20 protein-coding genes are annotated in these 23,674 nt (G+C 64.7%); 13 read left to right on the plus strand and 7 right to left on the minus strand.

Going from position 1 to position 23,674, the window contains the following annotated elements:
- Positions 1 to 9: 9 nt before the first annotated feature.
- Positions 10 to 1,254, minus strand: a complete 1,245-nt coding sequence (locus tag JQ592_RS02195) for an efflux RND transporter periplasmic adaptor subunit (protein ID WP_211401269.1) — start codon at positions 1,252 to 1,254, stop codon at positions 10 to 12.
- Between the two features lie 145 nt (positions 1,255 to 1,399).
- On the minus strand, positions 1,400 to 2,800 hold the full coding sequence (locus JQ592_RS02200; RefSeq protein WP_211401270.1) for a CoA transferase: 1,401 nt from the start codon (positions 2,798 to 2,800) through the stop codon (positions 1,400 to 1,402).
- A gap of 138 nt (positions 2,801 to 2,938) precedes the next feature.
- Here JQ592_RS02200 and JQ592_RS02205 point away from each other — a divergent pair, with 138 nt between their 5' ends.
- Both JQ592_RS02205 and JQ592_RS02210 read left to right on the plus strand, forming a co-directional pair.
- Positions 2,939 to 3,226 carry a hypothetical protein gene (locus JQ592_RS02205; RefSeq protein WP_211401271.1) on the plus strand — a complete coding sequence of 96 codons (288 nt, stop codon included), beginning with the start codon at positions 2,939 to 2,941 and terminating at the stop codon, positions 3,224 to 3,226.
- Positions 3,227 to 3,433: 207 nt separating this feature from the next.
- Positions 3,434 to 4,204 (plus strand): SDR family NAD(P)-dependent oxidoreductase, encoded by a 771-nt coding sequence (locus JQ592_RS02210; RefSeq protein WP_211401272.1) that lies wholly within the window; start codon positions 3,434 to 3,436, stop codon positions 4,202 to 4,204.
- Positions 4,205 to 4,367: 163 nt separating this feature from the next.
- On the opposite strand, the gene JQ592_RS02215 is transcribed toward JQ592_RS02210, so the two are convergent.
- Genes JQ592_RS02215 through JQ592_RS02225 form a run of 3 tightly spaced genes read right to left on the minus strand, consistent with a single transcriptional unit; the run spans position 4,368 to position 10,178 of the window.
- The gene (locus tag JQ592_RS02215; protein ID WP_211401273.1) at positions 4,368 to 7,844 is read right to left on the minus strand and encodes an error-prone DNA polymerase; all 3,477 of its coding nucleotides are present in this window, start codon (positions 7,842 to 7,844) and stop codon (positions 4,368 to 4,370) included.
- A complete protein-coding gene (locus JQ592_RS02220; protein ID WP_211401274.1) occupies positions 7,841 to 9,493 on the minus strand; it encodes a Y-family DNA polymerase in 1,653 nt (550 codons plus the stop codon). Before JQ592_RS02220 ends, JQ592_RS02215 begins: the two co-directional genes overlap by 4 nt.
- Positions 9,390 to 10,178 (minus strand): ImuA family protein, encoded by a 789-nt coding sequence (locus JQ592_RS02225; protein WP_211401275.1) that lies wholly within the window; start codon positions 10,176 to 10,178, stop codon positions 9,390 to 9,392. The genes JQ592_RS02220 and JQ592_RS02225 overlap by 104 nt, the downstream gene beginning before the upstream one ends.
- 162 nt (positions 10,179 to 10,340) lie before the next feature.
- Between JQ592_RS02225 and JQ592_RS02230 the strand changes: the two genes are divergently transcribed.
- The 3 genes from JQ592_RS02230 to JQ592_RS02240 all read left to right on the plus strand — a co-directional run bounded on the left by JQ592_RS02230 (position 10,341) and on the right by JQ592_RS02240 (position 14,743).
- On the plus strand, positions 10,341 to 11,576 hold the full coding sequence (locus JQ592_RS02230; RefSeq protein WP_211401276.1) for a putative DNA modification/repair radical SAM protein: 1,236 nt from the start codon (positions 10,341 to 10,343) through the stop codon (positions 11,574 to 11,576).
- Positions 11,576 to 13,018 (plus strand): UdgX family uracil-DNA binding protein, encoded by a 1,443-nt coding sequence (locus tag JQ592_RS02235; RefSeq protein WP_211401277.1) that lies wholly within the window; start codon positions 11,576 to 11,578, stop codon positions 13,016 to 13,018. Before JQ592_RS02230 ends, JQ592_RS02235 begins: the two co-directional genes overlap by 1 nt.
- Before the next feature lie 96 nt (positions 13,019 to 13,114).
- Positions 13,115 to 14,743, plus strand: coding sequence for an inorganic phosphate transporter (locus JQ592_RS02240; protein ID WP_211401278.1), 1,629 nt, complete (start codon positions 13,115 to 13,117; stop codon positions 14,741 to 14,743).
- Between the two features lie 73 nt (positions 14,744 to 14,816).
- Here the strand turns inward: JQ592_RS02240 and JQ592_RS02245 are convergent, their stop codons facing one another.
- Positions 14,817 to 15,989, minus strand: coding sequence for a M20 aminoacylase family protein (locus JQ592_RS02245; protein ID WP_211401279.1), 1,173 nt, complete (start codon positions 15,987 to 15,989; stop codon positions 14,817 to 14,819).
- Positions 15,990 to 16,164: 175 nt separating this feature from the next.
- Here JQ592_RS02245 and JQ592_RS02250 point away from each other — a divergent pair, with 175 nt between their 5' ends.
- From JQ592_RS02250 to JQ592_RS02285, 8 genes are all read left to right on the plus strand, one after another.
- Entirely contained in the window at positions 16,165 to 17,784 is a 1,620-nt protein-coding gene (locus tag JQ592_RS02250; RefSeq protein ID WP_211401280.1) for a GMC family oxidoreductase, read from the plus strand.
- A 12-nt stretch (positions 17,785 to 17,796) separates the two neighbouring features.
- Complete coding sequence (locus tag JQ592_RS02255; protein ID WP_211401281.1) at positions 17,797 to 18,675, plus strand: alpha/beta fold hydrolase; 879 nt, start codon at positions 17,797 to 17,799, stop codon at positions 18,673 to 18,675.
- 107 nt (positions 18,676 to 18,782) lie between these two features.
- Positions 18,783 to 19,724 (plus strand): metallophosphoesterase family protein, encoded by a 942-nt coding sequence (locus tag JQ592_RS02260; RefSeq protein WP_211401282.1) that lies wholly within the window; start codon positions 18,783 to 18,785, stop codon positions 19,722 to 19,724.
- 19 nt (positions 19,725 to 19,743) lie between these two features.
- On the plus strand, positions 19,744 to 20,079 hold the full coding sequence (locus JQ592_RS02265) for a cupredoxin domain-containing protein (protein ID WP_211401283.1): 336 nt from the start codon (positions 19,744 to 19,746) through the stop codon (positions 20,077 to 20,079).
- Positions 20,080 to 20,179: 100 nt separating this feature from the next.
- Positions 20,180 to 20,728 carry a sigma-70 family RNA polymerase sigma factor gene (locus JQ592_RS02270; protein ID WP_211401284.1) on the plus strand — a complete coding sequence of 183 codons (549 nt, stop codon included), beginning with the start codon at positions 20,180 to 20,182 and terminating at the stop codon, positions 20,726 to 20,728.
- Positions 20,725 to 21,492 (plus strand): anti-sigma factor family protein, encoded by a 768-nt coding sequence (locus tag JQ592_RS02275; RefSeq protein WP_211401285.1) that lies wholly within the window; start codon positions 20,725 to 20,727, stop codon positions 21,490 to 21,492. Before JQ592_RS02270 ends, JQ592_RS02275 begins: the two co-directional genes overlap by 4 nt.
- Positions 21,493 to 21,560: 68 nt before the next feature.
- On the plus strand, positions 21,561 to 21,854 hold the full coding sequence (locus JQ592_RS02280; protein ID WP_211401286.1) for a type II toxin-antitoxin system RelE/ParE family toxin: 294 nt from the start codon (positions 21,561 to 21,563) through the stop codon (positions 21,852 to 21,854).
- A gap of 12 nt (positions 21,855 to 21,866) precedes the next feature.
- The gene (locus tag JQ592_RS02285) at positions 21,867 to 22,172 is read left to right on the plus strand and encodes a HigA family addiction module antitoxin (RefSeq protein WP_211401287.1); all 306 of its coding nucleotides are present in this window, start codon (positions 21,867 to 21,869) and stop codon (positions 22,170 to 22,172) included.
- A 10-nt stretch (positions 22,173 to 22,182) separates the two neighbouring features.
- Here JQ592_RS02285 and hpnO read toward each other — a convergent pair whose 3' ends face one another.
- The gene (gene hpnO, locus JQ592_RS02290) at positions 22,183 to 23,574 is read right to left on the minus strand and encodes an aminobacteriohopanetriol synthase HpnO (protein ID WP_211401288.1); all 1,392 of its coding nucleotides are present in this window, start codon (positions 23,572 to 23,574) and stop codon (positions 22,183 to 22,185) included.
- Positions 23,575 to 23,674 lie beyond the last annotated feature (100 nt).

The raw sequence follows: 23,674 nt of genomic DNA on the forward strand, positions 1-23,674 counted from the left end.
GGTCGTCGATCAGCTGCCGGACGCCGCGCGGTCGATGAACAGGCTGCCCTTGGTGACGATCTGCTCGCCGGGTTTCAGGTTGCTCGTGACTTCGACGAGATTGCCGTTGATGAGGCCGGTCTTGATCTCGCGCAGCTCGACCGACTTGTCCTCGCGCGCGACCCAGAGGCGAACCTTGTCGGCCTCATAGATCAACGCCTGCTTGGGCACCGCCGGCGCGGCACGATCGCCGGCCGAATAGATCGTGACGTTGGCGAACATCTCCGGCTTGAGCAGGCCGTCCTTGTTGTCGATGGTGGCGCGGACCAAGAGGCGCCGGGTGCTCGGATCGATCGCCGCGGCCACGTAGTTGATCTTCGCGGTGAGCGGGCGGCCCGGCAGCGCCATCACGTTGACCGTGATGTCCTGGCCGATGCACACCGCGGCCGCATCGCTCTCGCGCACGAAGGCGGTGAGCCAGACCGTCGAGAGATCGCCGATGACGAAGACCGGATCGCTGGCACCGGAATTGACGTACTGGCCCGGGCCGATCTTGCGCTGCACGACCGTGCCGGAGATCGGCGAGTAGATCGTGATCTCCCGATTGATCGTGCCCTTCTCCTGGAACGCCTTGATGGTCTCGTCGGTGAAGCCGAGGATGCGCAGCTTGTTGCGCGCGGCCTCCAGCGCCGTCACCGAGGAGCGCATGTCGTTCTGCGCCTGGACCTGGGTCGCTTCCGCCTGCTGATAATCCTTCAGCGGAATGGCGTGGCCCTCATAGAGATCCTTGGCGCGCTTGAACTGGATGTCGGCGAGATCGATCGCCGACTTCGCCTTGTTCTGCGCAGTCATCGCCGCGATGAAATCGTTCTGGGCCTGCACGGTGTCGGCGGCCTCGATTGTGAATAGCGGTTGACCTTGCGTCAGGGTCTCGCCGGGCTTGGCGAGCAGCTTGGTGACCCGGCCCGCATAAGGCGAGAACACCGGCGTCGAGCGATCCTCGTCGACCGCGACCTTGCCCTCGGTGACATATTCGGCCCGGAAGGTCTTGGCCTTCACCGGCTCGATCGTCAGCGTCGCCCACTCGGACGGCGTCGGCGTGAAATTCTGCGCATTCCTGCGCGACTGGCTGGAAATCTCGGAGTGGCTCTTCTCCTTGGCTCCCGCACGGAGAAAGCCGTAGGCCCCGCCGGCGGCAAGAGCTAGTAAAACTACGGATGTGATCACCCGCTGTTTTGTAAGCACCTGCAATCGCTTGGTATTTTCAACTACCATAGGGCCCGGTCTTGTCTGCGACGATGTCGGCAAACGATAGCCTCATCGGTCGCGCTAATAGTGCCGAATTGAGAGTTCAAACAACCTAAAAAACGCTTCGCGCCTTTCCGTTTGCGTTAAAATTTTGCGACGCGTCAGCCCCACGTCAGCTTCGAGATGGCCACTGTGCCGGATGGCTGCCGAGCGGCATCGCCGGACGGCTCCATTGCGGCGGCGTCTTCGACAGCAGTGCCGAATGCTGCACCGCCTTCAACGTGCCGAAGCCAGATGGCACGCGCTCGATGAACGCAGCATGTACAGCTTCCCCCGTAAGATCCGGGGTGTTCAGTCCGCCGTCGAGCCGGCCGAGATTCCACAGCCAGCGACCGGTCTGCGCTAGCGACACGCGAACGTGCCAGCTGCCGCCTTCGCACGCCTGGCGTGCTCTGGCCATCATTGCGCCGAACGCCATGAGATAGCCGGTGGCGTGGTCGAGGATCTGTGCCGGCAATTCCTTGGGACCGTCGATGCCGGCGGCCTCTCCCTCGGCGTGGTTGAAGCCGGTCGTGGTCTGCACCAGCGAGTCGAAACCGCGCCGCTCGGCCCAGGGACCGGCACGGCCATAGGCCGACAGCGTCACATAGACGATGCCGGGACTGATCGTGGCGACCTCTTGAGGCGCAAAGCCGAGGGCGGCGAGCGCGCGCGGGCGATAGCCCTGCGAGAAGATGTCGGCGTCCGTGAGCAACTCGCGCAATTGCGCCCTGCCCGCCTCGCTCTTGAGCTCGATGAAGGTGGTGAGCTTGCCGCGGCCGGTATCGATGGTGAGCCACGGGATAGCCGGCAGCTCCGGACCTGACACCAGCAGCACGTCTGCGCCGTGCGCCGCGAGCGTGCGGCCTGCGACGGGGCCTGCAATGACGCGGGAGAGATCGAGCACGCGCAGGCCTGCGAGCGGGCGATCGCCTTTTGGCCACGGCCTTGGCGGGGCCTCGCCGATCTTCTCGATCGAGAGCAGCGGTAATTGCGCGAGCGCACGCGCCTGCGGCAGCGCCGACCATTCATCGTAGGAACGCATCAGGGCGACGACGCCGCCCGCTGCGTAAGCCGCGGTCTCGAAATCCTCGCCTTTCCACTGCATCAGCGCGGCCTGCACCTTCTCGCGCTCCGCCTCGCAAGCAAGCACCTTGCAGACGGCATCGCGGTGATGCGGGAAATTGGTGTGGCAGCGGACGAAGCGGCCATCGCCCGTCCTGTAGACGCCGGCGATGGCGTCCCAGGCTGGTGGCGGTGGCTTGTCGTCGAGGCGCAAATAGCGCTCGGAGCGACATTCGACGACGGCGTGGCGCATGTCGACGCAGACGTTCTGCATCTGCCCGCTGCGCAGCCGCCAGATCTCGGCGGCGGCAAGGCCCGCCGCGGCAATCGTGGTCTGTCCGGCAACCGCCACACGAAACGAGGACGGGATCTGCGGCTCCTCGCCGGTCAGCCGCACGCGATCGAGCGCGGCCTCATCGCCGCCTGCGGTGGTCCAGATGTCCTTGAGAATATCGGCGGGGCTTTGCATGGCCGCTTCTCTCCCTTCAGTTTGAGCATGATCTCAGCGCAAACGCGTTCCGCGTTTGTCGCGTCGGAAAACCGCTGCACGCTTTTCCGGATCATGCTCTACTTTTCGCGACCATTCATCAGCACAAGAAGGAATGCAATGGCCGCCATCGATCCCCTCACCGCGGGTGCCGTGTTCATCGCCACGGCGGCGACCGACGCGGTCTATGTGATGTTCACCTCCGCCGTGGTCGCGCGCAAGCGCGTGCCGGCGGCGACGTGGAGCGCGATCTGGTATCTGCTCTCCTCCTATGCCGTGATCAGCTATACCGAAAACGCCTTCTATGTTGCCTTCGCCGCGATCGGCTCCTGGGTCGGCGCCTATGCATCACTGACCTTCCTCCACCGCCCGCCCGGCGGCCCGCCGGTGGGGGCTGCGCCGGAGTGAGACTCGCTATCAATGACACACCCGGTGTCGTCCTGGCGAAAGCCAGGACCCATTACCCCGATCGAGTGTTGTTGAAATACGCTTTGGCGACGACATCACGTAACAACGGCGATTTGTGGTAATGGGTCCTGGCTTTCGCGAGGACGACGTGGAGGCGGCACTCTCTCCTCTCATTCGCGCAACGACCAACAACAAGGAAAACCAACAATGGATCTCGGTCTCAAAGGCAGGAACGCTGTCGTCCTCGGCGGCACGCGCGGCATCGGGCGGGCGATTGCGGCGACGCTGGCCGGTGAAGGAGCCAATGTCGCGGTCTGCGCGCGCAACGCGGATCAGGTCGCGGCGACCGTCGCGGAGTTGAAGGCGAGCGGAATCCGTGCCACCGGCGGCCCGGTCGATGTGACCGACGGCGCGGCGCTAAAAAGCTGGATCGAGGCTGCCGCAAGAGAGCTCGGCGGCATCGACATGCTGTTTTCCAATGCCGGCGCAATGGCGCAAGGGCACGATCCCGCGTCGTGGGAGCAGAATTTCCGGCTCGACGTGCTCGGTGCCGTACATGCGTTCGACGCCGCGCGGCCGTTTCTCGATACAAGCGGCGCCAGCAGCGGCGATGCGGCCTTCGTGATCATCTCGTCGATCTCCGCGGCGCAGGCGGACACGGCCAGCTCCTATGGCCCGATCAAGGCGGCGCTGATCCACATGGCCAAGGGACTGGCGCGGCAATATGCGAAGAAGAAGATCCGGGTCAACGTGGTCTCGCCCGGTACCGTCTATTTCAAGGGCGGCGTCTGGGAGATGGTCGAGCAGAACATGCCCGAGCGTTACAACGACGCGATGAAGCGCAATCCGACCGGCCGCATGGCGACGCCGCAGGAGATCGCGAGCGCAGCGGTGTTTCTGGCGAGCCCCGTGTCGGGGTTCACGACGGGATCGAATCTCGTCGTGGACGGGGCGATCTCGAACCGGGTGAATTTTTAGGGGGCTGGGCACAAGGTTCCCGTCAATGTCGTCCTGGCGAAAGCCAGGACCCATTACCCCGACCGGTCGTTGTTGCCCCGCACTGTCAACAACAGAGAGTCTTCGCCAAACCGCTTCCTGTGGTTATGGGTCCTGGCTTTCGCCAGGACGACATTGGGGAGCCTCAATGAAAATCCCGCGACGGCGGCAGGATGCGGACGTTGCGGGGGTGACGGATTTTTTGCGCTGGCATGTCCGCGAGGGCGCGGGGGTCTTCGTTGAGCGGCTCGACCACGGTGGCGCCTGCCGGCACCGGATGCTTGCGGGTCAGGGCGTCGTCGGCGAGGCCGACAAGATCGTGCGAGCGGTCGATCATGCGCTGGGCGATGAGATGCGTCACCTTTTCGGGGCTGCTCTGGATGTAGCCTTCGACCAGGATGAGGCGCGCGCCCATCACCTCCTTGCGGTACTGCTCCATGATCTTGGGCCACACCACGACATTGGCGATGCCGGTTTCGTCCTCCAGCGTCATGAACACGACGCCGCTGGCGCTGCCCGGCCGCTGCCGCACCAGGACCACGCCGGCGCAGCGGACGCGGCGTCGCTCGTTCTCATGGCTGATCTCCTTGCAGGCGACGACCCGCTCGCGCGTAAACATCTCGCGCAAAAACTCCATCGGGTGGCCCTTCAGCGACAGCCGGATGGTCTGGTAGTCCGCGACCACCTGCTCGGAACGCGGCATCGCCGGCAGCGGCTTTGCGCCTTCGTCCGGCTGCTCGCGCGCGGTCGCCGCCTCGAACAGCGGCAGCGGCACGTCGTCGGGCAGCCGCCGCACCTGCCACAGCGCCTCGCGGCGATCGAGCCCGAGCGAGCGGAACGCATCGGCATCGGCCAGCAGGATCAGCGCGCGCTTGGGCAGGCCGGTGTCGCGAGCAAAATCTTCCAGCGAGGTGAAGGGACGGCGGTTGCGTGCGGCGACGATGCGGTCGGCCCAGTCTTCGCTCTTGTCATTCCGGGGCGCGCCTCTTGGCGCGAGCTCTGATGCGCAATTGCGCATCTGAGAATCCATACTCCCGATCGTGGTTATGGATTCCGGGCTCGACGCTGACGCGTCGCCCCGGAATGACAACTGGGAGCGTTTCAGCCTCTCTTCATCTTCATCCAGCCAATGGAAGCCGTCGATCTGGCGGAAGCCGAGGCGCACGGCGCAATACTTGCCATCTGTATTTTCCAGCGTGTTCTGCGCAAAGCTGAAGGACACGTCGATGTCGCGCACCTCGACGCCGTTCTTGCGGGCATCGCCGACGATCTGCGCCGGGGCGTAAAACCCCATCGGCTGCGAGTTCAGGAGGCCGCAGCAGAAGGCGTCAGGATGGTAGTGCTTCAGCCACGAAGAAATGTAGACCAGTTGCGCAAAGCTCGCGGCATGGCTCTCCGGAAAGCCGTAGGAGCCAAAGCCCTTGATCTGGTCAAAGCAGCTTCTGGCGAAGTTGGGGTCATAGCCGCGCGCCACCATGTTGCCGATCAGCTTCTCCTCGTATTGGCCGATGGTGCCGACATTGCGGAAGGTCGCCATCGAGCGACGCAGGCCGTTGGCCTCCTCGGAGGTGAAGTGCGCGGCCTCGATCGCAATGCGCATCGCCTGCTCCTGGAACAGAGGCACGCCGAGCGTCTTGTGCAGCACATTGTAAAGCTCGTCCTTGTCGCCATGGTCCGGCGACGGAGACGGATAGCTCACCTTTTCCAGCCCGTTCCGCCGCCGCAAGTAAGGATGCACCATGTCGCCCTGAATCGGCCCCGGCCGGACGATCGCGACCTCGATGACGAGATCGTAGAAGGTCCGCGGCTTCAGGCGCGGCAGCATGTTCATCTGCGCACGGCTCTCGACCTGGAACACGCCGAGCGATTCTCCGGCGCACAGCATGTCGTAAACCCTGGGATCATCCTGCGGGACGCTCGCCAGCACAAAACGCTGCCCCTTGTGATCCGCGATCAGGTCAAAACATTTCCTGATGCAGGTCAGCATGCCCAGCGCGAGCACGTCGACCTTCATCATATGAAGCGCGTCGACGTCGTCCTTGTCCCATTCGATGAAGGTGCGGTCGTCCATTGCGGCATTGCCGATCGGCACATAGGTGTCGAGCCGGTCCTGGGTCAGCACATAACCGCCGACATGTTGGGAGAGATGGCGCGGGAATTCGATCAGCTCGGTCGCAAGTTCGACCGCGAGGTTGATCATGGGATTTTGCGGATCGAGCCCGGCCTGCCTGACCTGCATGTCGTTGAGGCCCTTGCCCCAGCTGCCCCAGACGGTGTCGGCGAGCGCGGCGGTGACGTCCTCGGTCAGGCCGAGCGCCTTGCCGACATCGCGGATGGCGCTGCGCGGGCGGTAGTGGATGACGGTGGCGATGATCGCGGCGCGGTGGCGGCCGTAGCGGCGGTAGACATATTGCATCACCTCCTCGCGCCGCGAATGCTCGAAATCGACGTCGATGTCGGGCGGCTCCAGCCGCTCCTTGGAGATGAAGCGCTCGAACAACAGATCGACCTTGGTCGGATCGACCGAGGTGATGCCGAGCACGTAGCAGACGGCGGAGTTCGCCGCCGAGCCGCGACCCTGGCACAATATGTTCTGGCTGCGCGCGTAGTGGACGATGTCGTGCACGGTGAGGAAATAGTGCGCGTATTTCAGCTCGGCGATCAGCGCGAGCTCCTTCTTGAGCGTGGCACGCAGCTTGTCGTCGATGTTGTCGATACCGCCAAAATATTTGTCGACGCCCGCCCAGGTCAGATCCTCCAGATGCCCCTGCGCGGTCTTGCCCGGCGGCACCGGCTCGTCCGGGTATTGGTATTTGAGCTGGTCGAGCGAGAAGTCGATCCTATCCGCAAAGCGCATGGTCTCCGCGATGGCGTCGGGGAAATCGCGGAACAGCCGCGCCATCTCGCGTGGCGTTTTCAAAAATCGCTCGGCATTGGCCTCGAGCTTCCGCCCCACCGCCTCGATCGTGGTCTTCTCCCGGATGCAGGTCAGCACATCCTGAAGCGGACGGCGGCCGGGATCGTGATAGAGCACCTCGTTGGTCGCGAGCAGCGGCACCTTTGCCTTGGCGGCGAGATCGTCGAGCCGCGAGAGGCGCCGCCGGTCGTCGCCGCGATAGAGCAGGCTCGCCGCCAGCCACACGCCCTCGGCGCGGCTGTCCTTGAGCTTTGCGAGGACATCCAGCGCCTGCGCCGGCTCGAAGCGATGCGGCAGCGTCAGGATCAGGAGCTGGCCTTGCGAAAACTCCAGGAGATCGGCGAAGGTGAGATGGCACTCGCCCTTCTCGATCCGCGTGATGTCGTCGCCGCGCTTGCCCCGGGTGAGGAGCTGACAGAGCCGGCCATAGGCCGCGCGGTCGCGCGGATAGACCAGAATGTCGGGCGTACCATCGATGAAGACGATGCGCGCGCCGATCAGCAATTTCGGCTTGTGCAGCACCTTGTCATTGTCGAGCTCCTTGTAGGCCCGCACCACGCCGGCGAGCGTGTTGTGGTCGGCGATGCCGATCACCGGAATCCCTAAAGCGCTTGCCTGATGCACATAGGCGCACGGATCCGAGCCGCCGCGCAGGAAGGAGAAATTGGTGGTGATGCCGATCTCGGCATAAGCGGGCGTATTCATGCGAAGAGACCGTGCACATACCAGCCGGGAGAAGCGGGCTTGCCGTCGCCGTCGAACACCTCTCCCTCGTAGAGACCATCGCGAAAGATCCAGAAGCGCAGGCCCTCGGCATCCTCGATGCGGAAATAATCCCGCGTCAGCTGCTTGCCGTCCTGCCGCCACCATTCCATGGCGATGCGCTCGGGCCCCTCCACCCGCACCACCGCATGCAGCGCGCGACGCCAGGTGAACTGATGCGGCGGACCATCCGGCACGGTCGCGAACGGCACCTTGATCGGCTCCGGCTTGTCGAACAGCCGCAAGGGGCGCAGCGGCGGCTCGCTCTCGGTGCGAACAGGCCATTCGGCCTGCATGGCAGCAGTGAGATGATGCTGCGCCGGCGCGGCCAGCACTGCGCTTTCGGGGATATGGGTGTCCTGCGGCAGGTGCACGACGACGCGTTTACCCCCGATCCGCGCGGCGATGCGGTCGATCAGTGCGGCGAGTTCGTCATTGTCGTGGACGTGGGCGTCGAGGTCGCGCTGCTCCTGCACCACGATCTCTGTACGGCTCGCCGACAGCCGCACCATGTCGAAGCCGAAACCAGGATCAAGGGGATCGGCGAGCGCATCGAGACGCTCGCGGAACAGCCGGTCGATGACCGCGCTGCGCGTCACGGGACGTCCGGTCTCGACCATGATCGCGCGCACCACGCCGTCGGTGCGGAAGAAGGCGGCCTCCAGCCGCCGCGCACCCTTGCCCTGCTTCTCCATGGACGCAATCAGCGTATCGGCAAGCCGCGACAGCGTCATCGCAATCATCGTGTCAGTCGCGATCGGTTCGGCAAAGCGCTTCTCGACGATATAATCGGGCAGCGGTTTTCGCGGGTTGATCGGCGCATCGCCCTGCCCCAGCGCGTGCGCGAGCAGGGTCGAGAACCGTGCGCCGAACCGCGCCGTGATCTCGCTCGGCGTGCGCGAGGCGACATCGCCGATGGTCTTCAGCCCGGCGCGACGCAGGCCGGTGGTGACGGCCTCGCCCGCACCCAGCGCGGAGACCGGAAATGAACTGATCGCCTCCGCCTCCTCGCCATCGGCCACGATGGTGCCTGTCGCCTGCCGCGTCAGCGTGCGCGCGCAGACCGACGTGCCGGCGATCGCCGCACTGACGGCGAAGCCCTGACGTGCGAGGGCACGAACCAGTGTCTGCAACAGTGCCGCTTCGCCGCCGAACAGATGCGCGCAACCGGTGATGTCGAGGAACAGCCCATGCGGCGGATCGAGCGCCACCAGCGGCGTGAAGCGGTCGCACCAGTCGGCGATGTCACTGAGCGTCTTGGCATCGGCCACGACATCGGCGTCGAACACCCGCAAGTCCGGACACATTGCCCGCGCATTGGCCAGAGGCTGGCCGATATGCAAACCCAGACGAGACGCCGCATCGTCCAGCGCATGGATCACCAGCGCGTTGTTGTCCTTGATGACGACGACGCTTGGCTCGTCTTTTTGTTTTGACGCGTTTTCTTCGCGCGAACCGGTACCCACTTCGCTTGAAAACGCTTTGGCCTTATGCAGTCCGGCGCTGCCAAGGAACCGCTGGATCCGATCGATGGGTAGGCGCGGCAGCCACAGGCTGAGAATACGTCGACGGTTCACTGAACTGGCACTCATCACAATTCCATTCCATGATCCACCGGCCGCAGGGGCCATGACGATTGCGCAAGAGCTCGGCATCGAAGCGCGGCGCGCCCCAGGCGCTCCACATCGGGCCCGGCGGCGAATGAGCCGCGCGCAGCATCCATCGCGTCTCCGCGGTCGAAGGCAGCGGCTGCGCGGCCATGCGCAGCAAGAGGCCGGTGACGCCCGAGCCTTGCGCGGCCAGCGTCAGCTTGCGGCTCGCCACGAGATCGAACTGCCTGATCTCGCCCCAGAGCTCGAGCACGACGGCGCCGAGCGCATCGCAGGCGAGCGCATCGGCCGAGGTGCGCAGCGCGCTCTCGACATCGGCCGCGCGCACCATCACCACGCGGCGCGGATCGAGGCCGAGCTCGGATAGCCCGCTCATCGACAGCGCGCCGGTTTCAATTTCCGAGAAATCCTGTCGCACCCACAGCAGCGGCCGGCGCGCGCTCACGCGTCCCGCAAGGCCAATGACGAACCCCGTCGCAGCCGCGCCCTGGCGCCCTTCGCAAAACACCTCGTGGACCGCCGCGCGCGCGAGCCCGCCCTTCAGCGCACTGTCAGCCTCGCCGTGACCGAGCGCGACACGCTCGTGCTGATGCACGACCTCCGCGGTCTCGATGCGCTCGATCTGGCTGCGCAAGGTCGCAAGCGCGCTTGTGCGTGCGCCGCTCATATACGCCGCTCCTTCAGGGGTGATTGCCGAGGTTCTCAAAAATAAGAACCAACGGCTGGCTCATTTGTTCATGATATGTTCTAATATAAAGCTAACGGCGGCCGGAGAGTCAATCGAATTGGCGGGCCAGGGATTCATGAGCTGAATCAAAGGGATTCCGGGATGGACGTACAACGCAAGCTGGCGATTCTGGCGGATGCAGCCAAATACGACGCGTCATGCGCCTCGAGCGGCACCGAGAAGCGGGATTCCAGCGACGGAAAGGGCATGGGCTCGACCGCGCCGGGCATGGGCATCTGCCATTCCTACGCGCCGGACGGACGCTGCATCTCCTTGCTCAAGGTGCTGCTGACCAACGCCTGCAATTACGATTGCCTCTATTGCGTCAACCGCGCCTCCTCCAACGTGCCGCGCGCCCGCTTCACCATCGAGGAGGTGGTCAAGCTGACGCTCGACTTCTACCGGCGCAATTACATCGAGGGCCTGTTCCTCTCCTCCGGCATCATCCGCAGCCCCGACTACACCATGGAGCAGGTGGTCAGCGTCGCGCGAAAGCTGCGCGAGGAGCATCACTTCCGCGGCTATATCCACCTGAAGACCATTCCCGAGGCCGACGACGCCCTGATCGCGGAAGCCGGCAAATATGCCGACCGCCTCTCTATCAACATCGAGATGCCGCAGGAGACGAGCCTTAAACAGTTCGCTCCCGAGAAGGACGTACGCGCAATCCGCCGCACCATGGGCCGGCTGCGGCTGAAGCTCGACGAGGCCGAGGAAGGCCGTAGCGCGAAGACCAGGGCAAAGCCACAGCGTTTCGCGCCGGCCGGACAGAGCACGCAGATGATCGTCGGCGCCGATAGCGCCTCCGATCACACCATTCTCCACACTAGTGCCAATCTCTACGGCGCCTACAGGCTGCGGCGCGTCTACTACTCCGCCTTCAGCCCGATCCCCGACGCGAGCCGCGCTTTGCCTCTGGTGCAGCCACCGCTGCTGCGCGAGCACCGGCTCTACCAGGCCGACTGGCTGATGCGGTTCTACGGTTTCGACGTCGGCGAGATCGTCGACGACAGCGCGATGCTGCCGCTCGATATCGATCCGAAACTCGCCTGGGCGCTGCGCCACCGCGACCGCTTCCCGCTCGACGTCAACCGCGCCAGCCGCGAGGAATTGCTGCGCGTGCCGGGCTTCGGCACCAAGGCGGTCGAGCGCATCATCGCGGCACGGCGCACCACCACGATCCGCCTCTCCGATCTCGCGCGGCTGCACGTGCCCAAGCACAAGGCGCTGCCGTTCGTCGTCCTCAGCGATCACCGCCCCTCACCGCATCGGCTCGACGCTGCCGGGCTGATCGAACGATTCAAGCCGAAAGCAACGCAACTGGGATTTGGCTTCTGATGCAGTACATCACCCTCGACACCGAAACCGATTTCGACGGCTGGCGCAAAGCCGCACGTCACCTCGTGCTTCACCACGTGCAGCCCAGCGATGTCACCTGGACCGTGAAAGGCGGCGAAGCCGAGTTGTTCGCACCGCCGGCGCCGTCTCCGATACTCGAGGTGAACGACGGCACCTTCAACGTATCAGCAAAATTCGTCGAGCTCGCCAAGGCCGCGATCCTGCACCGCGATGGCGAGCGTTTTGCCATCCTCTATCGCCTGCTGTTCCGGCTGAAGGACAACCACGACCTCATCGAGGTCGCGACCGATCCTGACGTCGCGCAAGTCACGGCGATGGCAAGAGCCGTCCATCGCGACGAGCATAAGATGCATGCCTTCGTGCGCTTTCGCGAGATCGGCCGCGAGCGCGCAGCGCATTACGTTGCCTGGTTCGAGCCGGAGCATCACATCGTCGAGCTCGCAGCCCCATTCTTCGCCAAACGCTTTGCCGACATGCCCTGGTCGATCCTGACGCCCGATCTGTGCGCGCATTGGGACGGCCACGCGCTCTCGTTCACATCAGGCGTCAGCAAGAGCGAGGCACCGGGCGAAGACCGGCTGGAGGAAACCTGGCGGCGCTACTACGCCAGCATCTTCAATCCGGCCCGGCTCAAGGTGAAGGCGATGCAGGCCGAGATGCCGAAGAAATACTGGAGGAACCTGCCCGAGGCTTCGATCATTAAGCCCTTGATCGAGGATGCCGAGCGCATGACCGGCGCCATGATCGCCAATGCCGTAACCGATCCGCACAAGCCTCAGAAGCGGCCGGAGGCTCCGATGAAACGCAAGCTCGCTGCCGACGATCTCGAAGCGCTCCGCGAGGAGGCCGCGCATTGCCGCGCCTGCCATCTCTACAAGGACGCGACGCAGACCGTGTTCGGCGAGGGCCCGAAGAACGCCAATATCATGCTGGTCGGCGAGCAACCCGGCGACAAGGAAGACCTCGCCGGCCACCCCTTCGTCGGCCCAGCCGGCCAGCTGCTCGACCGTGCGCTGGAGGAGGCCGGCGTCGACCGCAAGAAGGTCTATGTCACCAATGCGGTGAAGCACTTCAAATTCGTGCCGCGCGGAAAGATCCGCCTGCACCAGAAGCCGAATACGCCGGAGATCCGGGCGTGCCGGCAATGGTATGAGCGGGAAGTTTCGGCAATCCAGCCCGATCTCATCGTCGCGATGGGCGCCACCGCAGCGCAGAGCGTGTTCGGCAAGATCACTCCCGTAGGCAAGAACCGCGGCCGGTTGATCGATCTCCCCGAGGGCCGCAAGGCGCTGGTGACGGTGCACCCGTCCTATCTGCTGCGACTGCCCGATCCCGAGGCCAAGGTGCTGGAATATCGGCGCTTTGTCGAAGATCTGAAGATCGCCGCCGGCCTGCAGAGGAAATCCGCGCGCGCGGCCTAAATACTGGCGGGAAGACGCTTTTCAACCACCGCTTGTCATCCAGCCTTCAAATCCATCGCGGACAATACCCTTACCGACAAGTTAAGGGGCGTCCACATGACCGATGTAGCATTCGACCGCGCGGTAGCCGATCCCGCGCCGATCCAGCCGGCCTCCCGGCCCAATCTCGATAAGGGCTTCAACCCGCTGACGATGATCCTGTTCTTCGGCATCCTCGCCGCGGGCCTGCTGTTCGTCGCCTACAGCATCTATGTCGACGTCAACGCGACCGGCACGCGCGTGACGACCTTCCTGCCCTACATCCTGTTGTTCGTCGCGCTGCTGATCGCGCTCGGCTTCGAATTCGTCAACGGCTTCCACGACACCGCCAATGCGGTGGCGACCGTGATCTACACCCATTCGCTGCCGGCTGAAGTCGCAGTGATGTGGTCGGGCTTCTTCAACTTCCTCGGCGTGCTCCTGTCCTCCGGCGCGGTCGCCTTCGGCATCGTCTCGCTGCTGCCGGTCGAGCTGATTCTCCAGGTCGGCTCCAGCGCCGGCTTCGCCATGGTGTTCGCGCTGCTGATCGCGGCGATCCTGTGGAATCTCGGCACCTGGTTCTTCGGCCTGCCCGCCTCCTCCTCGCACACTTTGATCGGCTCGATCATCGGCGTCGGCGTCGCCAACGCCGTCATGCGCGGTCGCGACGGCACCTCGGGCGTGGACTGGACCAAGGCGACCGAGATCGGCTACGCGCTGCTGCTGTCGCCGCTGTTCGGCTTCATCTGCGCCGCCGTGCTGCTGCTCGTGCTCAAGTTCATCGTGCGCAACCCGGCACTCTACGCCGCGCCCGAAGGCAACAAGGCCCCACCGCTCTGGATCCGCGGCCTGCTGATCGCCACCTGCACCGGCGTCAGCTTCGCGCACGGCTCGAATGACGGCCAGAAGGGCATGGGCCTGATCATGCTGATCCTGATCGGCACCGTGCCGACCGCCTACGCGCTCAACCGCGCGCTGCCGGAATCCCAGGTCGCCCAGTTCCAGAAGACTTCGGAGGCCGCCGCCAAGGTGATCTCGGCGAAAGGCGCCGGCCACAGCATCATCGGCGATCCCCGCCCTGCGGTGACGCAGTACATCACGCTGCGCCACATCAACGAGGGCACCTATCCCTCGCTCGCCGTGCTGGTGAAGGACGTCGGCGACCAGGTTGCCAAATACGGTTCGCTGAACAAGGTGCCGGCGGAAGCCGTCGGCAACACCCGCAACGACATGTACATGACCTCGGAAGCGATCCGGTTCCTGATGAAGGACAAGGAGAACGATCTCAACAAGGAGGAGATCGCGACCCTCAACGCCTACAAGGGCTCGCTCGACTCTGCCACGAAGTTCATCCCGAACTGGGTGAAGATCGCGGTCGCCATCGCGCTCGGCCTCGGCACCATGATCGGCTGGAAGCGCATCGTCATCACCGTCGGTGAGAAGATCGGCAAGAGCCATCTCACCTACGCACAGGGCGCCTCCGCCGAGCTCGTGGCCGCGGCCACGATCGGTGCCGCCGACGTGTTCGGCCTGCCGGTCTCGACCACCCACGTGCTGTCCTCGGGCGTCGCCGGCACCATGGCCGCGAACGGTTCGGGCCTGCAGTGGTCGACGATCCGCAATCTGCTGATGGCCTGGGTGCTGACGCTGCCCTGCGCGATCATGCTGTCGGCCACGCTCTATGTGATCTTCTCGCGGATCTTCTGAGCGATCACATCACCCAAAAACAAAGGGCCCGTGCAATGCACGGGCCCTTTTCGTTTGCGCGAAGAGCTCGGCCTTAAGACGCCGCCAGCGACTCTTCGACCAGCTTCACCCAATAGGACGTGCCGTAGACGATCGCCTCGTCGTTGAAATTGTAGGCGGGGTGATGCAGCCCGGCGCTGTCGCCGTTGCCGCAGAAGATGAAGGCGCCGGGGCGCGCTTCCAGCATGTAGGCGAAATCCTCGCCGCCCATCAGCGGCGGCATCTCGTGCACGTTGGCATCGCCCGCGACCTGCTTGGCAATGCGCCGCGCCACCTCGGTCTCGGCGGCGTGGTTGTTCACGACGGGATAATTGCGCTTGTAGCGCAGATCGATCTTGGCACCGGTAATCTGCGCCACGCCCGCCACCACCTCGTGCACGCGCTTCTCGACCAGCTTGCGCACCTCCGGCGACAGCGTGCGGATGGTGCCCCTCAGCGTCGCGGTCTGCGGAATGACGTTGCGGGCGTTGCCGGCGTGGAATTCGCAGATCGAGATCACGGCCGATTCCAGCGGATCGACGCTGCGCGCGACGATCGACTGCAGCGCCGTGATCACCTGCGCACCGACCAGCACGGAATCGATGCATTTGTGCGGACGCGCGGCATGGCCGCCGAGGCCCTCGATCATGATGTCGACCTCATCGGTCGCCGCCATGATCGGGCCCGGCCGGATCGCAAACGAGCCGACAGGAATGCCCGGGCCGTTGTGCATGCCGTAGACCTGCTCGATGCCGAAGCGTTCCATCAGGCCGTCCTTGACCATCGCCGCGCCGCCGGCGCCGCCCTCCTCGGCCGGCTGGAAGATCACGATCGCGTCGCCGGCGAAGTTGCGGGTCTCGGCGAGATAGCGGGCCGCCCCGAGCAGCATCGCGGTGTGGCCGTCATGACCACAGGCGTGCATCTTGCCCGGGTTCTTGGAGGCGTAAGGCAGGTTGGTCTGCTCCTCGACCGGCAGCGCGTCCATGTCGGCGCGCAGGCCGATCACCTTGAGCCCCTCGCCGGCCGGCTTGCTGCCCTTGATCACGCCGACCACGCCGGTCTGGCCAAGGCCGGTCACGACCTCGTCGCAGCCGAACTCGCGCAGCCGGTCCGCGACGAATGCTGCGGTGCGGTGGACGTCATACAGCAGCTCGGGATGCTCATGGATGTCCCGGCGCCAGGCCTGAATATCGGGTTGGAGGTCGGCGACACGGTTCACGATGGGCATGGAGGGTCTCAAACCTTGTTGGGAATACAGGACTGTCTACCATGCAAGCGTCAGTCCACCCAACTCCCCGGGATCGGGGTCTGGCCCTGACGAACAGGCATGGCCGGGCTTGTCCCGGTCCGGCGGGTCTGCCTATTAGGAGGGAACGTTAAGTGACCATCCGGGTGGAAGCAGAATGCCGAGACGGCTCGAAGGTGAATTTGACTACATAGTCGTCGGCGCCGGCACGGCCGGCTGCATCATGGCCAACCGGCTCTCGGCCGATTCCCGCAATCGGGTGCTCATTCTCGAAGCGGGCGGCGACGACAACTGGATCTGGTTCCACATTCCCGTCGGCTACCTCTTCGCCATCGGCAATCCGCGCTCGGACTGGATGTTCAAGACCGAGGCCGAGCCGGGCCTGAACGGCCGCGCGCTGGCCTATCCCCGCGGCAAGGTGATCGGCGGCTGCTCGGCGATCAACGCCATGATCTCGATGCGCGGCCAGGCCGCCGATTACGATCACTGGCGTCAGCTCGGCATGACCGGCTGGGGCTACGATGACGTGCTGCCGCTGTTCAAGCGGCTGGAGGATCACTTCCTCGGCGCCAGCGAGCACCATGGCGCCGGCGGCGGCTGGCGCATCGAGGCGCCGCGGCTGTCATGGGAGGTTCTCGACGCCGTCGGCGATGCCGCAGAGGAGATGGGCATCAAGCGCATCCCGGATTTCAACACCGGCGACAACGAAGGCACCAGCTATTTCCACGTCAACCAGAAGCGCGGACGGCGCTGGTCCTCGGCGCGCGGCTTCCTCAAGCCCGCGCTGAACCGCCCCAATTTGCGGCTCGAGAAGCACGTGCTGGTCGATCGCCTCATCATCGAGCAGGGCCGCGCCGTCGGCGTGCGCTTCATCCAGAACGGCGAAATCATCGAGGCGCGTGCCAAGCGTGAGGTGATCCTCTCGGCAGGCGCGATCGGCTCGGTGCAGGTGCTGCATCGCTCCGGCATCGGGCCTGCCGACTGGCTGTCACCGCTCGGCATCGACATCGTCATGGACAAGCCCGGTGTGGGCCGCAACTTACAGGACCATCTCCAGCAGCGCGCGATCTACAAGGTCGAGGGTGTGCGCACGCTGAACGAGACCTATTACAATCTGTTCCGCCGCGGTCTGATGGGGCTCGATTACGCCTTCCGCCGCCGCGGCCCGCTGACGATGGCACCGTCGCAGCTCGGCATCTTCACGCGCTCCGATGCGACGCGCGCCCGCGCCAACATCCAGTTCCACGTGCAGCCGCTGTCGCTCGACAAGTTCGGCGATCCCCTGCACCGCTTCCCCGCGATCACGGTCAGCGCCTGCAATCTGCAGCCGACCTCGCGCGGCACCGTGCGGCTGCGCGCGACAACGCCCGACGAGAAGCCGATCATCGCGCCAAACTACCTGTCGACCGACGACGACCGCCAGGTCGCCGCCGACGCCATCCGCACCACGCGGCGCCTGATGCAGCAGAAGGCGCTGGCAAGGTATCGCCCCAGCGAATATCTGCCCGGCCCCTCCGTCGGAGACGACGACGCCTCGCTCGCGAAGGCCGCCGGCGATATCGGCACCACCATTTTCCACCCCGTGGGCACGGCGAAGATGGGGACGGCAAACGATCCGATGGCCGTGGTCGACGAACGCCTGCGCTTCTACGGACTGAGCGGATTGCGCGTCGTCGATGCCTCGATCATGCCGACCATCACCTCGGGCAACACCAACACGCCGACCGCGATGATCGCGGAGAAAGGCGCGACGATGATTTTGGAGGATGCGAAGTAGTATCCCATCGCCATGACCAGCCAGCGCTTTTCAATCGGCCCTGCCGGCGCAGAGATCGCCATGTTGCAATGGGGTGAGAGCGGGAAACCGCCTGCCCTGCTCGTGCACGGCACCGGTTTCGTCGCCGACGTCTGGGACGAGGTCGCGCGCGATCTTGCATCGACCTATACTGTCTACGCGCTCGATCGCCGCGGCCACGGCGCCAGCCACAAGCCCGGCGCCTATCATTTCCTCGACTACGCCGACGATGTCTGTCGAGTGATCAATGCGCTCGAGCTGCGTGACGTCTACGGCATCGGCCACAGCGCGGGCGCGACCGATCTGTTGCTCGCGGCGAAACTCTTGCCCGGACGGCTCACCCGCCTGTTCGTGATGGAGCCGACCGTCATGGATCCGCGCGCGGCGCGCCCCGGAGGATTGAACGACGAATCCCTGTCCCGCGTGCAAGGCGCGCTCCGCCGACGCGCCGAGTTTGACAGCGCCGACGTCGTGTTCGAGCGTTACCGCACAGCGCCGGCGTTTGCGGATTGGACCGAGACCTCGCTGCGGGCGTATGTGCGCCACGGCTTCGTGCCGCTTGATGATGGCCGGGTTCGGCTCTGCTGCACACCCGAGATCGAGTCCGCGATCCTGTATCCGATCTATGAGGCGATGGAGCAGGTCTATGTCGGCGATGCCCGCGGCAATCCGTTTGGCTTGCTCGCTGAGATCGACTGCCCGGTGCGCGTCACGACCGCCGCGAAATCAGGGCCGATCTACAAGGAGATGGCGCGACGCGCGGAGTCACTGATCCCGCGCGTCAGCACGCTGGTCTTCGAAGGCGCCGGGCACTGTGTGGCGCAGGAAGTGCCGGCGGCCGTGGTAGAAGCCGTGCGGGAGTTCGCGAAATAGGTCTGGTGCCCCACCACTCACGAAATCGTCATCTCATTCGGGAATAAGCTGCCCCCACCCCCGATCACCTCCCCGAAGCCCAATTCCGGGCGGCGTGGAGAGATGCGATGAGCGGACACGATCACGGGGACGACGGCGTCAGCCGCCGCAAGGTGCTCGAATGCATGACCTGGGCCGGCACCGGGGTGCTCTGGACCGTCACGGGCGGCGTGCCGCGCTCGCTCGGCATCATCGATTCGGCTGAGGCCGCAACGGCGGCGCCCGGCATGAGCTTCCTCCAGATCAGCGACAGCCATGTCGGCTTCGACAAGCCGGCCAATCCCAACGCGCTCGGCACGCTGGAGGAGGCCGTGAACAAGATCAACGCGATGCCGACCAAGCCGTCCTTCATGATCCACACCGGCGACATCACGCATCTGTCGAAGGCCGCCGAGTTCGACAATGCCGAGCGCATCATCTCGCAAACCAAGCTCGACGTGCACTACGTCCCCGGCGAGCACGACTTGATCGATGAGGAAGTGAAGCTCTATCGCGAGCGTTACGGCCGCGGCACCAAGGGACACGGCTGGTACTCGTTCGACGCCGGCGGCGTGCACTTCGTTGGGCTCGTCAACGTCGTCGACCTCAAGGCCGGCGGGCTCGGCAATCTCGGCGCCGAGCAGCTCGCCTGGTTCGAGGACGACCTGCGCGGCAAGTCGAAATCGACGCCGATCGTGCTGTTCGCCCATATCCCGCTCTGGACCGTCTATCCCGAATGGGGCTGGGGCACCGAGGACGGCGGCCGCGCGCTGGAATACGTCAAGGGTTTTGGCTCGGTCACCGTGCTGAACGGCCACATCCACCAGGTGATGCAGAAGGTCGAGGGCAACGTCACCTTCCACACCGCGCGCTCGACCGCCTTCCCGCAGCCGGCGCCGGGAGCCGCGCCCTCGCCCGGACCGATGAAGGTCGAGGACGCAAAACTCCGCTCCATGCTCGGCGTTGCCAGCATCAACTTCAAGCAGAACGAGCAGCGGCTCGCGATCATCGATACGCCGCTGCAGGGCTAAGGCTGAACGGAAGCTGACAATGAAGACACTCAACCGCCGCAACTTCGGTGTCGACCTCGGTCTCGCTTTGGCCGCGGCCATCCTGTTGCCCGCAACAAAAGCCCGCGCCGACGACATGGACGTGCACATCGACAATTTCGTGTTCCAGCCGGCCGAGCTCAAGATCAAGGTCGGCACCACCGTGACCTGGACCAACCGGGACGACATCCCGCACACCATCGTGTCCGCCGGCAAGTTCAGGTCCAAGACCCTGGACACCGACGACAAATTCTCCTTCACCTTCACCAATGCGGGCGACTACAAATATTTTTGTTCGCTGCACCCGCACATGACGGGGATGATCAAGGTTGAGTAACGTCTCCAACCAAGGCATCAACGTCTTGCCCGGCCGGTGGTCCCACGCCGGCCGGGCGCGTGCGACGGCAAAAGAAGAAGCAGAGGCAAAGCGAGGAGCGATGCCCGCCACCGACGATGTGCAGAAGGCACAGCGCTTCCGCGAGGCGGCGCTGCCCTATCTCGACGACGTCTACACGCTCGCACGCTACCTGCTGCGCGATGCCTCCGACGCCGAGGACGCGGTGCAGGAGTGCTATCTGCGCGCGCTGAAGCATTTTGACAGCTACCGCGGCCCGGCGATGAAGCCCTGGCTGTTCGCCATCCTGCGCAATGTCTGCAACGCCGAATACGCAAGGCGCGCGCATCGGCCCAGCGCGATCGAGGACACGCTAGGTGCCGCCGAGCAGACGCCGCTCTGGCAGGAGACCGAGGCGAGCCCCGAGACTGAAGTGCTGCGGAGCCGCGATGCCAGCGCAATCCGCAAGCTGATCGATGCGCTCGCCGAGCCGTTCAAGGAAACATTCGTGCTGCGGGAGATCAACCACCTGTCCTATCGTGAAATCGCCGGGGCCGTCGGCGTCCCCGTCGGCACCGTGATGTCCCGCCTCGCCCGCGCCCGCGCCATGCTGCGCGCAGCCTGGACGGCGGAAGAGGAGCAAGCGAAATGACCTGCGACGAAGCGAGGATCCTGCTTCACGCGCTGCTCGACAACGAGCTCGACGCCGGCCATGCGCGCGAGGTCGAAGCCCATATCGCGAGCTGCCCGGCCTGCGCGGCCGAGCTTGCCGCACAGCGCGAGATGCAGCGCGTGCTCGCAGACACCGACTTGCGCTACACCGCGCCGGCAAGCCTGCGCGCGCGCATCGAAGCCTCGCTGCCGCAGGCGCAGCGCCAGCAGCCGACGCGCCGCTCCGTGTTGCGCGGCTTTGCGATGGGCTCGGCGGTCTCCGCGCTCGCCGCCTCCGGAATCGTCGCCGTGGTGCTGCGCCAGGACGACCAGCAGCGCATCCTCTCGGAGGTCGTTTCCGCACATCTGCGCTCGCTCCAGGCCGGCCACCTCACCGACGTGATCTCGACCGACCAGCACACCGTCAAGCCCTGGTTCAACGGCAAGCTCGACGTCGCCCCGCCGGTGATCGACCTCACCGCGCAGGGCTTCACGCTCGTCGGCGGCCGGCTCGACTATATCGACGCCCGCGCCATCGGCGCCGTGGTCTACCGGCGCCGGCAACACGTGATCAATCTGTTCGTGTCGCAAACTTCGAGCACCGAGCACCGGCCGCCGAAGACCCAGACCATGCAGGGCTTCAACTGCCGCCGCTGGGGCGGCCGCGGCCTGAACTTCTGGGCCGTCAGCGATCTCGGCGCCGACGAGCTCGCCGAATTCGTCGACAAGTTCGAGGCGGCAATGAAGGCGAATGTGGAGGGGTAGCCTTTTGAAATGTATCATGCACTGATACGACCCCTTGCATGTGTATCAGATGATGATACATTGCTTGAGTGATCAGAACGTTTCGGGACAAAACAACTGAAGCGACAACTGAAGCGGTCTTTAACGGCGAAAGTCCCAAAGGCTTTCCTGCCGACCTGGTGAAGTTTGCGCGCCGGAAATTGCGCTATCTTCACGCTGCAGGTGAACTCGGCGACTTGAGGGCGCCACCCGGCAACCGCCTCGAGGCGCTAGTAGGTGACCGCAAGGGGCAGCACTCGATCAGGATCAACGATCAGTTCCGAGTGTGCTTCGTCTGGACAGCACAGGGTCCCGCCGAGGTTGAGATCGTAGACTATCACTAGGGGAACACGACGATGGCGAAAAAACTCAAGCCCATGCATCCTGGTGAGGTCCTGCGGGAAGAATTTCTGACCCCGCTGGATATGTCCGCTGGCGCGCTCGCCAAGACATGCGGCTTGCCGCGCACGCGAATCGAGCGGATTGCGAGTGAGCAGACCGGGATCACCGCCGACACTGCACTGCGGCTTGCCAAGGCGCTCGGCACGACCGCCGAGCTTTGGCTCAATCTTCAGAACGATTACGACATCCAGATCGCCAGACGCGATCTGGGCAAAGCGCTCGATCGCATCGAGACAGTGAACAAGCCTAAGGCGGCCTGAGCGATCGGCCTTACGCCGACCTTCGCACCGCGTTGTCCACCAGCGTCTTGCCGAGCGACCAGATCGCACCGGGGACCTTGTGGCTGCCGGCGATGACGTCGTCGAACGCCTTCTCGATCCAGCTGCAGTCTTCCTCGGTGATGGTGAGCGGCGGCAGCAGCTTGATGGTGTGGCTGCCGTGGCCGGCGACCTGCGTGAGGATCTTGTGATCCTTGAACAGTGGCACGGTGATGAGCTGGCAGAACAAGCCCTTGTTGGCGGTCTCCAGCACGTTCCAGGACGCCCGCAGGCGCAGCGATTTCGGCGGGCCGAACTCGATGCCGATCATCAGGCCCTTGCCGCGGACTTCCTTCAACAGCTCGTAGCCGGGCACCATGCGCGTGAGCGCGAGGCGCAGCTCGGCGCCGCGCTTGGCCGCGGCCTCGATCAGCTTCTCGGACTCCATGACGTCGAGCGTGGCGATGCCAGCAGCCATCGCCAGGTCATTCTTGGAGAAGGTCGATCCGTGCACGACGGCGCGGTCCATCTGATTAAAAATCTTGTCGAAGATGCTCTTGCGCGTCAGCACCGCGCCAACAGGCACGTGGCCGCCCGACAGCGACTTCGACAACAGCACCATGTCGGGCTCGACGTTCCAGTGCTCGACGGCGAGGAAGCGGCCGGTACGGCCCATGCCGGTCTGGATCTCGTCGGCGACGAACAGCGTGCCGTATTTCTTGCAGAGTGCGGCAGCTCCCGGCAGGAACTCGTCGGTGGGCATGTTGACGCCCTTGCCCTGGATCGGCTCCACGACGAAGGCGGCAACCTCGCGCGAGGCCAGCGCCTTTTCCAGCGCGGCCAGATCGTTGAACGGGACCGGGGTGCAGCCCGGCAGCAGCGGCTCGAAACCGGTGCGGAAGTTCGAATCACCCGTCAGCGACAGCGCGCCATAGGTCAGGCCGTGGTAGCCGTGGGCGCAATAGACGATGCCGGGACGGCCCGTCGCCCCCCGCGCGAACTTGATCGCGGCCTCGACGCATTCCGCGCCGGAATTGGCAAAGAACGCCTTGTCGAGATAGGGAACGTATTTCAGCAGGCGCTCGGCCAGCACGCCGGCGAGCGTCGAGACGTCGAACTGGACGAGGTTGGGCAGGTCGGCATCGAGCACGCTCTTGAGCGCCTCGCGCATGACCGGATGATTGCGCCCGATCGCAAACACGCCAAATCCGGACAAAAGGTCGAGGTAGCGCGCGCCCTCGCGGTCGTACAGGTACTGCCCCTGCCCCTTCTGGAAGCCGACATCGTAGCCGATGGTCTTCAGGACCCGGACGAACTGCTCGTTCAGATACCGATTATGCAGGGCGCTGCGCTGGGCCTGCCGGTCCGCGAACAGCTGAGACATGTCTGGATTTGGACTGTGCATCCGCTACATACTTCGGTTGAGGGCCGTCTCGTCAACTGAAAACGGACCGCTGGTGAAAACGGTCTGTGCGGCCTTTTGCCCTTTTTCGGACCATCTTCGC

Origin of the sequence: Bradyrhizobium iriomotense (assembly GCF_018129405.1) — a bacterium.
Taxonomy (GTDB): domain Bacteria; phylum Pseudomonadota; class Alphaproteobacteria; order Rhizobiales; family Xanthobacteraceae; genus Bradyrhizobium; species Bradyrhizobium iriomotense_B.

Excerpts from the sequence above, each read along its gene's own strand:
- JQ592_RS02285 (WP_211401287.1), top strand. The coding sequence starts at position 21,867 with ATGGCGAAAAAACTCAAGCCCATGCATCCTGGTGAGGTCCTGCGGGAA.
- JQ592_RS02255 (WP_211401281.1), top strand. The coding sequence starts at position 17,797 with ATGACCAGCCAGCGCTTTTCAATCGGCCCTGCCGGCGCAGAGATCGCC.
- JQ592_RS02225 (WP_211401275.1), bottom strand. The coding sequence starts at position 10,178 with ATGAGCGGCGCACGCACAAGCGCGCTTGCGACCTTGCGCAGCCAGATC.
- JQ592_RS02245 (WP_211401279.1), bottom strand. The coding sequence starts at position 15,989 with ATGCCCATCGTGAACCGTGTCGCCGACCTCCAACCCGATATTCAGGCC.
- JQ592_RS02235 (WP_211401277.1), top strand. The coding sequence starts at position 11,576 with ATGCAGTACATCACCCTCGACACCGAAACCGATTTCGACGGCTGGCGC.
- JQ592_RS02215 (WP_211401273.1), bottom strand. The coding sequence starts at position 7,844 with ATGAATACGCCCGCTTATGCCGAGATCGGCATCACCACCAATTTCTCC.
- JQ592_RS02240 (WP_211401278.1), top strand. The coding sequence starts at position 13,115 with ATGACCGATGTAGCATTCGACCGCGCGGTAGCCGATCCCGCGCCGATC.
- JQ592_RS02220 (WP_211401274.1), bottom strand. The coding sequence starts at position 9,493 with ATGAGTGCCAGTTCAGTGAACCGTCGACGTATTCTCAGCCTGTGGCTG.
- JQ592_RS02260 (WP_211401282.1), top strand. The coding sequence starts at position 18,783 with ATGAGCGGACACGATCACGGGGACGACGGCGTCAGCCGCCGCAAGGTG.
- JQ592_RS02275 (WP_211401285.1), top strand. The coding sequence starts at position 20,725 with ATGACCTGCGACGAAGCGAGGATCCTGCTTCACGCGCTGCTCGACAAC.
- JQ592_RS02210 (WP_211401272.1), top strand. The coding sequence starts at position 3,434 with ATGGATCTCGGTCTCAAAGGCAGGAACGCTGTCGTCCTCGGCGGCACG.
- JQ592_RS02265 (WP_211401283.1), top strand. The coding sequence starts at position 19,744 with ATGAAGACACTCAACCGCCGCAACTTCGGTGTCGACCTCGGTCTCGCT.
- JQ592_RS02200 (WP_211401270.1), bottom strand. The coding sequence starts at position 2,800 with ATGCAAAGCCCCGCCGATATTCTCAAGGACATCTGGACCACCGCAGGC.
- JQ592_RS02195 (WP_211401269.1), bottom strand. The coding sequence starts at position 1,254 with ATGGTAGTTGAAAATACCAAGCGATTGCAGGTGCTTACAAAACAGCGG.
- JQ592_RS02270 (WP_211401284.1), top strand. The coding sequence starts at position 20,180 with ATGCCCGCCACCGACGATGTGCAGAAGGCACAGCGCTTCCGCGAGGCG.
- JQ592_RS02230 (WP_211401276.1), top strand. The coding sequence starts at position 10,341 with ATGGACGTACAACGCAAGCTGGCGATTCTGGCGGATGCAGCCAAATAC.
- hpnO (WP_211401288.1), bottom strand. The coding sequence starts at position 23,574 with ATGCACAGTCCAAATCCAGACATGTCTCAGCTGTTCGCGGACCGGCAG.
- JQ592_RS02250 (WP_211401280.1), top strand. The coding sequence starts at position 16,165 with ATGCCGAGACGGCTCGAAGGTGAATTTGACTACATAGTCGTCGGCGCC.
- JQ592_RS02205 (WP_211401271.1), top strand. The coding sequence starts at position 2,939 with ATGGCCGCCATCGATCCCCTCACCGCGGGTGCCGTGTTCATCGCCACG.